Here is a 12260-nt window from a genome sequence, read left to right as displayed (position 1 = left end):
ACTGCATGGGTGCGGCAGCCTCGGGCAGTCGATGTTCATGGGCGCTGACAGGGGCGACGACGGGCAGGGACGGCGGACGGGCGAGTGCGGGCACCGGGCGGTGCCGCATCCGGAGAACATCCGGATCGAGGCGTGGGCGGCGTGCCGGGAGCACTGTCTGGCCGAGGCCGTCCTGGCGATGGTGGAGTGCTTCGCGGACGTCTCCGGAGTGCGTCCGACCGCCGTGGACCGGGTGCGGCTGGCCGAGGCCAGCGACGACGACCTGCTCGCCTCGCTGCTGGACGAGATCATCTTCCGGCTGGAGGTGTACGGCCAGGTGCCCGTGGACGTGGAGGCGGACGAGGCGGACGGCGGGCTGGACGTACGGCTGGCGGTCACCGGCCTCGCGGACGTGGAGATCACCGGGGCGGTCCCGAGGGCGGTGGCGTGGGAGGAACTGCGGATCGGGCCGGGGCCGTACGGGTGGTCGTGCGCGGTGACGGTCGACGCGTGACCCCGCGGGCCGGGCGCCTACCGTGGAGGGGTGGGCGGCGGCGTCGTGACGCTGTTCCTGTGCGGTGACGTGATGCTCGGGCGCGGCGTCGACCAGATTCTGGCGCACCCCGGTGATCCGGCACTGCGGGAGGCGTACGTCGAGGACGCGCGGACCTACGTCCGGCTGGCGGAGTCGGCGCACGGCCCGGTGCCCGCGCCCGTCGGCCCGTCCTGGCCGTGGGGCGAGGCGCTGAGGGTGCTGGACGAGGCCGCCCCGGACGCCGGGATCGTGAACCTGGAGACGTCGGTGACGTCCGCGGACACGTTCGCCCCGGACAAGGAGATCCACTACCGGATGCACCCGGCCAACCTGCCCGCCCTGGCCGTGGCCCGGCCCGACGTGGCCGTCCTGGCCAACAACCACGTCCTGGACTTCGGCCGCCCGGGTCTGCTGGAGACGCTGGACGCGCTGGCCCGGGCGGGCCTGCGGACGGCGGGTGTGGGACGTGACGCCGCCGAGGCGTACGCGCCCGCACCGGTTCCCCTCCCCGGTGGCCGCCGACTGCTGGTCTTCGCCCTCGGCGCGCGCTCCAGCGGCATCCCGTCCGGCTGGGCGGCGACGGCGGACCGGCCCGGTGTGGCGTACCTGCCGGAGCTCTCGCCCGCCGCGGCCGACACCGTACTGGGGCACGTCCGGCGGTCCCGCCGGGCCGGTGACCTGATCGTCGTCTCCGTGCACTGGGGGACGAACTGGGGGTTCCACGTCCCCCGCGAGCAGGTCCGTTTCGCGCACGCCCTGGTGGACGGCGGGGTCGACGTCGTCCACGGCCATTCCTCGCACCACCCCCGCCCGCTGGAGGTGTACCGGGACCGGCTGATCCTGTACGGCTGCGGCGACTTCGTCGACGACTACGAGGGCATCACCGGCTACGAGGAGTACCGCGACGACCTGCGCCTGGCGTACCTCACCTCGGTCGAGGCGGACAGCGGCCGCCTGACGGACCTGCGCATGGTGCCGTTCCGGGCCCGCCGGATGCGCCTGCAGGCCGCGTCCCACGCGGACCGCAGGTGGCTGCGGTTGATACTCGACCGGATCAGCGACGGGGTGCGGGTGACGCCGGCGCCGGACGGCTCTCTGACGTTGACGGGCTGGTGAAGGGGGTGGTTGCTCGGGCGGTCGGTGGGACGGGGCAGCGGGCGGACGAACCGGTGACGGCTCGGGGGCCGGCCGGACGACGCCCCGAGCGGACGAACCGGTAACAGCCGGGCGGCCGGCCGGACAACGCCCCGGGCCGATGGACCGGGGACAGCTCGACCGGCCACCGGTCCGGCCGTCCCCACAGCCGATGAGCGGCGACGGCCCGGCTGCCCGGCCCGGGAGTGCGGCCGACGGATGAAGCGGGGCAGCTCGGCAGGCCGCCGGGCCACAACTCCATCAGGCCATGGACCCCGAGGGCAGCCCGGCTGCCCGGTCCGGCGAGGCCGCCGGCGACTTCCGGGGCCGCTCGACCGCGCAGCCCGGCACGGCGCACAGCCGATGAGCGGTGACCCCTCGACCGGCCGCCAGCCGACAGCACCCCCCGGGCGGCGAACCGCAGGCGGCACCAACCGCCGAGTCCGAATTGCCGCCAGCCGAGGAACGCGGGTGGCCGCCCGACAACGCCGCCGACGGACGAACCGGAGGCAGCTCGGCCCGCCGCCGGACCACATCACCCTCAGGCGACGGACCCCAGGCGGCTCAGCCGCCCCGCCCGGCTGCGCGGCCTGCAGACGGACCGGTGGCAACTCGGCCGGTCGCCGGGCCACAACTCCATCAGGCCATGGACCCCGAGGACAGCCCGGCTGCCCGGTCCGGCAAGGCCGCCGGCGAAGGAACGCGAGGCCGCTCGACCGCGCAGCCCGGCACGGCGCACAGCCGATGAGCGGTGACCCCTCGACCGGCCGCCAGCCGACAGCACCCCCCAGGCGGCGAACCGCAGGCGGCGCAGACCGCCCGGTCCTGCGATGCCGTCGGGCGGAGGAACGAGGGGCCGCTCGGTCCAGCGGTGCCGCATCAGGCCGGGGGGTCAGCCCGCCCAGGCCATCAAGCGCTCGCGGTTCTCGGGTGCCCGGAGGTGGGCGAGGGACTCCTTTTCCAGCTGGCGTACCCGCTCGCGGGTCAGGCCGACGCGGCGGGCGACCTCGTCGCGGCTGCGGGTGTGGCCGTCGTGCAGGCCGTAGCGGAGGCTGAGGATCATGGCCTCGCGGGGCGCGAGCAGGCCCACGGCCTCGTGCAGTTCCTCGGCGAGGGCCTGGTACTCGGCCACCTCCGGGGCCTGGAGCACCTCGGTGTCGGGGATGAGGTCGCCGACGACGGTCTCGCCGGTCTCGTCCACAGGCGTGTCCAGGCTGACGGCCTCCCGGCCGACGCGGCGCAGCCAGCCGATCCTGTCGGCGGTGAGGCCGCTCTCGCGGGCCACTTCGTCGACGCTCGGTTCGCGTCCCAGGTCGAGTTGCAGACGCCGTTCGATCTTGGCGACCTTCTGGAGCTGCTCGACGACGTGCATCGGCAGCCGGACGGTGCGCGCGTGCGCGGCCAGGCCACGCTCGATCGCCTGGCGGATCCACCAGGTCGCGTAGGTGGAGAACTTGAAGCCCTTGGTGTGGTCGAACTTCTCCACGGCCCGGATCAGCCCCAGGTTGCCCTCCTGGATGACGTCCAGCAGGGGCAGCCCCCGGCGGGCGTGCCGTTTGGCCATCGACACGACGAGCCGGAGGTTGGCCCGGACCATGTGGTCCTTGGCGGCCTGCCCGTCCCGTGCGGCCTCCTCCAGCTCTCCCCGCCGCCGAGGCGCGAGGGCGAGTTCACCGGCGTCGGCCCGTTCCAGTTCCTCCAGCGCCCGCAGGCCGGCCTGCATCCGCCGCGCCAGCCGGACCTCGTCCTCCGCCGTGAGCAGCGGTGTCGCCGCGATCTGCGTGAGGTACTGGCCGAGGAGGTCGGGTTCCTCGTCGGGCTCGGGGATGCGGTTGCGCAGCCGTGCGGTGCGGGCGGGGGCGCGGCGGTCCTCCCGGGGGTGTGCCGCCGGGTCCTCTGCCAGGGGAGACATCCTCGTGATCCTCCGTCCCCTACCTCTTTCCGGTTCCCGGGTACCCGAGGCGGTCGGTCCCGAACCGCATGTCCGGGTCCCGCGGGGGTACCCCGGGGCACATGACCGGCATCGAACTGCGCAGCAACGCGTTCAACGACCACTCCTTCATCGCGCGCCGGTACGCGTACGAGGGACCGAACGTCTCTCCGCCGCTGACCTGGAGCGGCGTACCGGACGACGCGGCCGAGCTGGTCCTGCTCTGCGAGGATCCCGACGCCCCGTCGGGCACCTTCGCGCACTGGGTCGTCGTCGGCATCGACCCGCACAGCGACGGCGTCGAGGCCGGGCACTGCCCGCCGGGCGGCACGGAACTCGTGAACGGCTACGGGCAGCCGGGCTGGGGCGGCCCGCATCCCCCGCCCGGGGACGACGCACACCACTACTTCTTCCGGCTCTACGCCCTGTCCGAGCCGTGCGTCCTGCCCGACGCGCCCCGCCCGGACCAGGTGCACGAGGAGGTCTACAAGCGCCGCATCGCGGACGGCACGCTGGTGGGTCTCTACCAGCGCTGAGACGTCCCACAGGCGGACCGTCCCTCGCTCTGGCACAACCAACCGTTGTGTCACGGGTGCGGGACGGTTGTTTGCCCGGGCTCCCCGCCGCCCGCAAGGATGGCTGCCGGTCAACACCGGGTTGTCCGCGGGAGCTGGGGGTGTGCGCCGGGTATGGCGGGCAGGCGGTCGCTGGGGCGGCGGTTTCGGTGGCTGTGGGGCGCGTACGCGGTCAGCACGGCCGGCACATGGCTCGCGTTCGACGCGTTCGCGCTGCTCGCGGTGCTTGCGCTGGACGCCGGTCCGACGCAGGTGTCGCTGCTGGCGGCGGTGGGACCGGCGGTCGGCGCGGCCGTGTCGGTGCCGCTCGGGCCGTGGGTGGAGGTCCGCCGCAAACGGCCGGTGATGATCGCGACGGACCTGGTCCGGTGCGCGGTGCTGCTGAGCATCCCCGTGACGTTCGCCCTGGGACGGCTGGGCTTCGTACAACTGCTGCTGGTGTCGGTGGCCGTCGCTGCGGCCGACATCACCTTCAACGCGGCGGCCGGGGCGTTCCTGAAGGATCTGGTGCCGGGGCGGGACCTGCTCGTCGCGAACGGCCGGTTCGAGGCGACGAGCTGGACGGCCAGCATGGTCGGGCCGCCGCTGGGCGGGGCCGCGATCGGCCTGTTCGGTCCGGTGACGACCGTGGTGGCCGACGCGGTGAGCTATCTGCTCTCGGCGTTCGGCCTCCGGGCGATGGGCGGCGAGGAGACCCACCCGGCGCGCCCCGCCACCGGCGAGACCCGGCCCCGGGCGGGCGACCTGCTGGAGGGCTGGCGGTACATCCTGGCCGACCCGGCGCTGCGCCCGCTCTTCTTCAACACCGTCCTCGCCAACTCCCTGATCATGGCGGCTTCTCCCCCGCTCATGGTCCTGATGGTCGGTGAGCTGCGGTTCGCCCCCTGGCAGTACGCGCTCGCCTTCGCGGTGCCCTGCACGGGCGGCCTGCTCGGCTCACGTCTGGCACCACGGCTCGTCGAGCGGTGGGGCCGGCACCGCGTCCTGTTCACGGCGGGGGTGCTGCGGGCGTGCTGGTCGCTCGGGCTGGCCTTCGTCGGTCCCGGTGCGGCAGGGCTGGCGCTGGTCATGGTGGTCGAGTTCGGGCTGATCACCTGCTGTGCCGTGTTCAACCCGGTGTTCGCCACGTACCGTCTCGACCGGACCCCCGCGGACCGGGTCACCCGCACCCTGTCCGCATGGTCGGCCACCGGCAAGGCCACCACGGCCGCCGTGACCGCCCTGTGGGGCCTGGTGGCCCACCTGACCGGCCCCCGTACGGCCATCGCCCTGGCCGGCGTCTTCCTTCTCCTCACCCCCGTCCTGCTCCCCCGCCGCGACCACGCGCCGGACCCCGGCCCGGAGCCGGCTCCCGTGGCGCTGAAGGACGGCGCCTGAACGGCCGGGCCGGGGCCCAGAGCAGCTCGGTCCGCCCACTCCCGCCCCCGGCCCGGGCCGGCTCAGATCGCCCCGGGCACGTCCTCCGTGACGCCGTTCAGCGGCGATGACGGGTCCGCACCGTACGGGCGGGTGATGATCTCCAGGCCGTGCCCCGCCGGGTCGAGGAAGTACACGCCCCGGCCGCCGTCGTTGCGGTTGATCTTGCGCGGGTGGTTGCCGTGCGGGTCGGCCTGAACGGGGATCCGGGCCGCGACGAGCCGGGCGAGGGCCTCGTCGAACTCGTCCTCGGAGACGAGGAACGCGTAGTGCTGCATGGGGATGTCGGCGTCGATGGTGAGGAAGTCCAGCGTGACGCCGTTGGCGGTCGTCACCGGCAGGAACACCCCGGCCGGTGCCCCGACCTCCAGACCCAGGATCTCCGCCAGGAAGCGGGCGGACTTCTCCCGGTCACGGGACAGGACGATGGTGTGGTTGAACTCGACTGACACGGTTGAATGCCTCCACGGGCATCTCCGCGGCGCCTCCATGTCTCACCCGGCCGGTGACCGACACGCGATGCCGCGCCGTGGATCGTAGACAGCGGCGGGTGTGGTCGTCGAGCGGTTTTCGGCCGTATCGCGCCGCCCGCGGTCAGCGGGCCAATTACCCTCGCCCGTACCCCTGTTGGCGCGCACGACCCTGACAATTGTCAGGGACCGCGGCGCCCTTGGCCTCCCTACAGTGGTGAGCGTCGGACACACCTCAGGGGGAACTCGACCATGTCCACTCGCATCTTGGCCGGAGCCGCGCTCGTCGGCGCCGGGGCGCTCGCACTGCTCGGCCCGCTCACCGCCGGGACCGCCGCCGCGTCCGCCGCCGGCGGGCAGGGCGGCGCCCGCGTCATGGCCGCACCGTACGCGGTCGTGCCGTACGAGAACGTCAACGTCCGCTACGGGCCGGGCACTTCCTACGGAATCCTCGCCACCGTTGCGGCGGGCCAGCCGCTCGGCGCCTACTGCTGGACCCGCGGCGAGCGCATCACCGACAACGGCTACTCCAACGACGTCTGGGTGAAGCTCCTCGAGGGCTACGTCAGCGCCGTCTACCTCAAGGGCGACGAGCACGGCGACCTGCCCGCCTCGGCGCGCTGCTGACCCGACCATGACCACGCTCCACCCACCACACCATCGTCCAACGGGGGACAGACACATGAAGCGAACGATCAGCCGTACCGCCATGGGCCTCGCCGTCGCCGCGCTCGCCGTCGGCGGCCTCGCCACCACCGCCCAGGCGGCCCCGGCCGCCGCCGCCAACAACGGCGACCCGGCCCTGACCGACGTCTACGTCTGGGCCACCGACGTCAACCTGCGCCAGCAGCCGACCTCCGACTCGCCGCGTCTCGCGGTCCGTTCGAAGTGGTGGGCGGACGCCGTGTGCCAGACGCAGGGCCAGACCGTGCACGACCCGGCCGTCGGCACCAACAACTGGTGGACGGCGGTGCAGGAGTTCGCCGGCAGTGACATCGCCTGGGTGAACAACCTGTACATCCGGGGCGGCCAGAAGATCGCCGGAGTCCCGGACTGCTGACACGCAGTCCGTGAGGGGGCGGACCGGGACACCGGCCGCCCCCTGTGCTGTGCGCGCGGCGCATGCTCCCGCGCGGCGCCGCCGCGCTCGCGGTCCTCGTGACGGTCGCGTCGCTCACGGGCGGTGCGGGCTGCGGCTCCCCGGCCGGGGACGGCCGGTTCCGGTCCGCCTCGGTCGTCACACTGCTGCCGACCGGGATTGTCCGGGCGGACCCCGCTCGCGCGGAGGCGGCAGGGCCCGCGCGTCAGCCGGCCGTTCGCGGACGCCGCGCGACGAACACCCACTCCCGGCCCGGCCGGTCGGGCGCGTCGCGCACGTCCTCCACGACATAGCCCTGCGCGACGAGTTCCGCCTCGACCTCGCCCCGCTCGCGGAAGCGCAGAGTCGACTCCGACGTCAGCACCTGCCCGTCCGCGGCGAACACATAGGTCCACCGGAACGTCACCAGCGGTCCGCGCACATCGAGCAGATCGGCCCAGGACTCGACGGCGCCGACGCCGGGGACGTCCGTCACGGAGTGCGTGGCCTCGCGGTTCCACTCCTCCCAGGCGCGGCGGGCCGGCACCCGGGTCTCGAACACGAACCGGCCGCCGGGCCGCAGTGCCGCACGGGCCCCTCGCAGAGTCCTTCGCCAGTCCTCGGGATCGACGACCGCCTGGGCCGCGTTGCCCGTCATCGTCGCGAGATCGGCGGTCAGGGGCGGAAGGGTCGTCGCATCGCCGTGGATCCACCGCACCCGCTCGCCGCCCGGCTTGCCGCGGGCCACGTCCAGGGACGCGCCGGCGGGGTCGACACCGACGACGTCGACGCCGCGTTCCGCCAGCCGCAGCGCGAACACGCCCGTGCCGCAGCCGATGTCGAGCACCCGGCGCGCCCCGAACTCCTCCGCCATGCGCAGGTACGGTTCGAGATCGGCACGGCCGGGGTCGAGCGGGTCGTAGACCGCGGCGAGCCGCGGATGCCGGAAGCACTCGTCTGTCATGCGTCCGAGGCTACTCAGCCCAAGCAGATGACGAGCAGGCAGAGTTCCTTGGAGTCGGAGCCGGAACCGGAGTTCGAGGGCGGCGTCGCGGACGGGGTGGGGCTCGCCGTGGACGTCTCGGGGGACGCGGCCTGCTGGGAGTCGTCGCCGGTCCCGGCCGCGGGCGGGGTCGTCCGCTGCTCGGTCACCGTCGATGTGGACTTGCCGGCGCCGCCGGTCGCGGAGCCGACGGTGTCCGGAACGCTGGTCTTCGGCTGGGTCGTCTTCGGCAGCTCGCGGGACGCTGTGGCCGCGTCCGTCCGCGGGTCCGCCGGAGTGCTGCGGGGAGCGGCGGCCCGGGGCTGCTCGCGCTGCGCGGTGCGGTCGGCGTGCGGCGGGGCGGCGGGCGTGGGCGAGGACCGCTGGTTCTCGCGCCGGGTCGACGTCGGTTCGGTGTACTCCGGCGCCTGACCGTCGGCGCCGCCCATGGTCGTGTCCCCGGGCGCCATGGCCGACGGTATGCCCTGCGACGAGTCGCCCTTCATGGCGGCGACGGTGAGACCGCCTCCGACGAGCGCGACGGCGGTCGCCACCACGGCCCGGCGCTGGTTCTTCTTCCAGCGGGCCATCTGACGGCGCCGCGCCGCGCGGCCCTGCTGCGGGGCCTGGTATCCGTCGGTGGCGGTCTCCGGGGCGTCGTGTCCGTCGGACGGATCCGTGGCCTGGGCCTCGTGGCCGCCGGACGAGCTGAAGGACGTTCCGGTGTACGCGAGGGGCAGCTCACGCGTGCCGGCGCGGTCCGTCTCCCACACGCTGCCGTCGTCCCACACGCTCGCGTCGCGCCACGCGCCGGAGGCGGCCGGGCCGGTCAGGCCGTCGGCGGCGGGGTCGATGTCCGGGGCGTAGGCGCCGCACCCCGGGCAGACCAAGGCGCCGTTGAGGTGCCGACGGCACGAGGAGCAGTAGTCCATGTGTGGTCTTCCCGATCTTGCTGTGTCGGCGGCTCGCCGGCCGCGCCCTGGTCCCGTTCGTACGTGGGATCGAGCTGTAACGCTAACGAGACTTCGGTAGGGGGATGTGCAGCATGTGTGACACCCCTGAGCAGATCCTCGGGATCTCCCGTGCACTGTAAGTGACTCACGAGTAAACACGTCGGAGCGTGGGCATCCTCGGACACCGGCCGCCGACGACGAGACACCGGCCCCCGGACCGGCGAGCCGGATTCGCGCGCTCACGCCCCCAACTCCCCGAATTTTCCCGCGAACTGACGCACAACCCTTTGAGCGTCCGGCGGGTCACATCATGCAGGAGCAACCACTCGAAGAGTTGCAAGGGGGAAATATGCGATTCACCCGTTCCGTCCTGGCCGCGTCGGCCCTGGCGGCGCTGACCGTGGGGACCACGACCGCCCTCGCGTCACCCGCCTCCGCCGCGCCCAACACCACTCCGCAGAAGGTCTGCGGAAGCGCCTACAAGACCGTGAACTCCGCGGCCGTCGGCTCCCTGGGCACGGTCTACCTGACGTACAACGCGGCCAACGGACAGAACTGCGTCACGACCATCCGCAACAACCCGGGCACCGCCGTGGACATGTCGGCGTGGATCTCCGTGCCCGACACCGAGGAGTTCCACGAGGACGCCGGGCGCTTCTCGTCCTTCGCCGGACCGACCTACGTCTACGGCAAGGGCCACTGCGTCGACTGGGGCGGCAGCATCAGCAACGTGTACGTGCAGGTGTACGGCTCCAACTGCGGCGCCCTGAAGGAACACCGGGTCACCTTCACCCGCTGACCGGGCCACTGGGAAACACCCCTCTGCCGGGCCATCACGCTCCCGCCGTCGCGCGGGAGCCGTGGTGGCCCGGTGCGGTTCGCGGCGCACCGCCGGGCAGTCGCGCCGCTCACGCCTCGCTCACGCCTCGCCGCGCACCTTCAGTACTGCCTTGTTGACAGCCCACAGGCCGATGCCGATGGCCACCAGCACGCCCGCCCGGATGTAGACCTCCGCGGGCCGGTCGGACAACGGGCTGGCCAGGATCAGGGCGGTGAGCGCGCCGAGCACCGGCAGAGCGGTCGGCGTACGGAAGTGGCGGTGCTCGACGCGGTCCCGGCGCAGGACGAGGACGGCGATGTTGACGACGGCGAAGACGCACAGCAGGAGGAAGGCCGTGGTGTCGCCGAGGCCCTCGATCTCCCCGGTGGAGACGAGGCCGATGGCGAGCAGCGAGACGAAGACGATGCCGACGACCGGGGTGCGGCGCCGGGGCAGTACCCGGCCCAGGGCGCGCGGCAGGATGCGCTCGTTCGCCATGCCGTAGCAGAGGCGGGACGCCATCATGATGTTGATCAGTGCCGAGTTGGTGACCGCGAACAGGGCGATCAGGGCGAAGAGCTTGGGCGGGAAGTCCAGCCCGCCGGCCTTGACGACCTCCAGCAGCGGACCGCTGGAGTCCTCCAGGACGCGGTAGTCGACGAGCAGTGAGGAGACCAGGGCGACCAGGACGTAGATGGTGCCGGTGACGGCGACGCCGGTGAAGATGGCGCGCGGGAACGTCCGCACCGGATCCTTGGTCTCCTCGGCCATGTTGACGGAGTCCTCGAAGCCCACGAAGGCGAAGAAGCCGAGGGCCGTCGCCCCCAGCACACTGGTGAGCAGGGTGTATCCGGTGCCCTCCGCCTGGAACTCGCCCAGCCGGGAGGGTTCACCGTCACCGGTCAGGACGGCCCAGGCTCCGATCGTGAGGATGACGAGCAGGCCGGTCAGTTCGACCACGGTGAGGACCACGTTGGTCTTCACCGACTCCGACACGCCTCGCAGGTTCAGGCCCGCCAGCGCGAGGATGAACAGGATCGCGACGAGGGTGGGCGGGAGGAGGTCCGTGAACTCGGACAAGTAGTCACCGCTGAACGCGCGGGCCGCAGCGCTCGCCGAGGACAGGCCCGAGCACATGACCATGAAGGCGACGATGAACGTCACGAACGGGACCTGGAACGCCTTCTGGGTGTAGAGCGCGGCTCCGGCGGCCTTCGGGTACTTGCCGACAAGTTCGACGTACGAGGCGGCTGTGAGGATCGCGACGACGAACCCGATGACGAACGGCAGCCACAGCGCCCCGCCGACCTTGCCGGCGACCTGCCCTGTGGTGGCGTAGATGCCGGTGCCGAGGATGTCCCCGATCACGAACAGCACCAGGAGTTTGGGGCCTATGGCGCGCCGCAGCGGGGTGTCGTCCCCTCTTTCCGGCGCGGCTGCATCCCTGTCGGTTGTGGACACGAAAGCTCCCTGAGGCGCTCGACACGGACCGGAACACCGTCTCCCCTGCCCGGAAGACGCAGGAGTGATGCCTCGGCGTGCCGCACTCGCCCCCGCGCGGGCCGCCCTCGGGGGATCATGGACCGGACACGACCCCGCCACCGATGAGGACCCCTCCCCCATGCTGGTACCCGCCGACCCGACCGTCCTTCATCCGATGCCCGAGCACCCCCGGGTGGTTTTACTCAAGCCGCTCGTGAAGTCCCCGCTGATCGAGGCCGGGGAGTACTCCTACTACGACGACCCGGACGACCCGACGGCGTTCGAGACGCGCAACGTGCTGTACCACTACGGGCCGGAGAAGCTGGTCATCGGCAGGTTCTGCGCGCTGGGCACAGGGGTGCGGTTCATCATGAACGGCGCCAACCACCGTATGGACGGCCCCTCGACCTTCCCCTTCCCCACCATGGGCGGTTCCTGGGCCGAACACTTCGACCTGCTCACCGGCCTGCCCAACCGGGGTGACACCGTCGTCGGCAACGACGTCTGGTTCGGCCACAGCACGACGGTCATGCCCGGCGTGCGGATCGGGCACGGTGCGATCATCGCCTCCGGCGCCGTGGTCACCGGCGACGTCCCGGACTACGGCATCGTCGGCGGCAACCCGGCCCGCCTCATCCGCACCCGCTTCAGCGACGAGGACGTCGCCCGGCTGCTGGCGGTGGCCTGGTGGGACTGGCCGGCCGAGCACATCACCGAGCACGTGCGGACGATCATGTCGGGCACCATCGCCGACCTGGAGGCCGCCCGGCCTGCAGCCTGAAGCTCCTTGGCGCGCCGTCCCGGCTCGCCGGGCGGACGGCCACCACCGCTCACCACCCCGAGAGGCACGCATGGCCCGGCCCAGTGGCGGTCCGGCAGGGGCTGTGCGCTCCGGACTCACTGCTC

At 72.7% G+C, this 12260-nt stretch carries 13 protein-coding genes; 8 read left to right on the top strand and 5 right to left on the bottom strand.

Features of this window, described 5'->3' with window-relative positions:
- Nucleotides 1–37: 37 nt before the first annotated feature.
- Both ACFZDA_RS34220 and ACFZDA_RS34215 read left to right on the top strand, forming a co-directional pair.
- A complete protein-coding gene (locus tag ACFZDA_RS34220; RefSeq protein ID WP_391089164.1) occupies nucleotides 38–493 on the top strand; it encodes an archease in 456 nt (151 codons plus the stop codon).
- Between the two features lie 30 nt (nucleotides 494–523).
- Nucleotides 524–1630 (top strand): CapA family protein, encoded by a 1107-nt coding sequence (locus ACFZDA_RS34215; RefSeq protein ID WP_391089162.1) that lies wholly within the window; start codon nucleotides 524–526, stop codon nucleotides 1628–1630.
- Nucleotides 1631–2540: 910 nt separating this feature from the next.
- Here the strand turns inward: ACFZDA_RS34215 and ACFZDA_RS34210 are convergent.
- On the bottom strand, nucleotides 2541–3560 hold the full coding sequence (locus ACFZDA_RS34210) for a sigma-70 family RNA polymerase sigma factor (protein ID WP_391089160.1): 1020 nt from the start codon (nucleotides 3558–3560) through the stop codon (nucleotides 2541–2543).
- 101 nt (nucleotides 3561–3661) lie between these two features.
- Between ACFZDA_RS34210 and ACFZDA_RS34205 the strand changes: the two genes are divergently transcribed.
- Nucleotides 3662–4114, top strand: coding sequence for a YbhB/YbcL family Raf kinase inhibitor-like protein (locus tag ACFZDA_RS34205; protein ID WP_391089158.1), 453 nt, complete (start codon nucleotides 3662–3664; stop codon nucleotides 4112–4114).
- 153 nt (nucleotides 4115–4267) lie between these two features.
- Nucleotides 4268–5530 carry an MFS transporter gene (locus ACFZDA_RS34200; RefSeq protein WP_391089156.1) on the top strand — a complete coding sequence of 421 codons (1263 nt, stop codon included), beginning with the start codon at nucleotides 4268–4270 and terminating at the stop codon, nucleotides 5528–5530.
- A 62-nt stretch (nucleotides 5531–5592) separates the two neighbouring features.
- Here ACFZDA_RS34200 and ACFZDA_RS34195 read toward each other — a convergent pair whose 3' ends face one another.
- Nucleotides 5593–6021 carry a VOC family protein gene (locus ACFZDA_RS34195; RefSeq protein ID WP_391089154.1) on the bottom strand — a complete coding sequence of 143 codons (429 nt, stop codon included), beginning with the start codon at nucleotides 6019–6021 and terminating at the stop codon, nucleotides 5593–5595.
- A gap of 270 nt (nucleotides 6022–6291) precedes the next feature.
- Between ACFZDA_RS34195 and ACFZDA_RS34190 the strand changes: the two genes are divergently transcribed.
- Together ACFZDA_RS34190 and ACFZDA_RS34185 are read left to right on the top strand one after the other, a co-directional pair.
- Entirely contained in the window at nucleotides 6292–6666 is a 375-nt protein-coding gene (locus tag ACFZDA_RS34190) for an SH3 domain-containing protein (protein ID WP_391089153.1), read from the top strand.
- A 55-nt stretch (nucleotides 6667–6721) separates the two neighbouring features.
- The gene (locus ACFZDA_RS34185; protein WP_391089151.1) at nucleotides 6722–7099 is read left to right on the top strand and encodes a peptidase M23; all 378 of its coding nucleotides are present in this window, start codon (nucleotides 6722–6724) and stop codon (nucleotides 7097–7099) included.
- A 244-nt stretch (nucleotides 7100–7343) separates the two neighbouring features.
- On the opposite strand, the gene ACFZDA_RS34180 is transcribed toward ACFZDA_RS34185, so the two are convergent.
- Together ACFZDA_RS34180 and ACFZDA_RS34175 are read right to left on the bottom strand one after the other, a co-directional pair.
- Nucleotides 7344–8081: a methyltransferase domain-containing protein gene (locus tag ACFZDA_RS34180; RefSeq protein ID WP_391089149.1), complete on the bottom strand. Its 738-nt coding sequence runs from the start codon at nucleotides 8079–8081 to the stop codon at nucleotides 7344–7346.
- A gap of 14 nt (nucleotides 8082–8095) precedes the next feature.
- Nucleotides 8096–9031 (bottom strand): hypothetical protein, encoded by a 936-nt coding sequence (locus ACFZDA_RS34175; RefSeq protein WP_391089147.1) that lies wholly within the window; start codon nucleotides 9029–9031, stop codon nucleotides 8096–8098.
- A gap of 370 nt (nucleotides 9032–9401) precedes the next feature.
- Between ACFZDA_RS34175 and ACFZDA_RS34170 the strand changes: the two genes are divergently transcribed.
- A complete protein-coding gene (locus ACFZDA_RS34170) occupies nucleotides 9402–9851 on the top strand; it encodes a spore-associated protein (RefSeq protein WP_391089145.1) in 450 nt (149 codons plus the stop codon).
- Between the two features lie 120 nt (nucleotides 9852–9971).
- On the opposite strand, the gene ACFZDA_RS34165 is transcribed toward ACFZDA_RS34170, so the two are convergent.
- Nucleotides 9972–11333: an amino acid permease gene (locus ACFZDA_RS34165; protein WP_391089143.1), complete on the bottom strand. Its 1362-nt coding sequence runs from the start codon at nucleotides 11331–11333 to the stop codon at nucleotides 9972–9974.
- 160 nt (nucleotides 11334–11493) lie between these two features.
- Here ACFZDA_RS34165 and ACFZDA_RS34160 point away from each other — a divergent pair, with 160 nt between their 5' ends.
- Complete coding sequence (locus ACFZDA_RS34160) at nucleotides 11494–12135, top strand: CatB-related O-acetyltransferase (RefSeq protein WP_391089142.1); 642 nt, start codon at nucleotides 11494–11496, stop codon at nucleotides 12133–12135.
- Nucleotides 12136–12260 lie beyond the last annotated feature (125 nt).

This window comes from Streptomyces sp. NPDC007991 (genome assembly GCF_042958445.1).
Taxonomy (GTDB): domain Bacteria; phylum Actinomycetota; class Actinomycetes; order Streptomycetales; family Streptomycetaceae; genus Streptomyces.
Note: the sequence above shows the minus strand (reverse complement) of the source record. Positions and strands in the feature narration are given on the sequence as shown.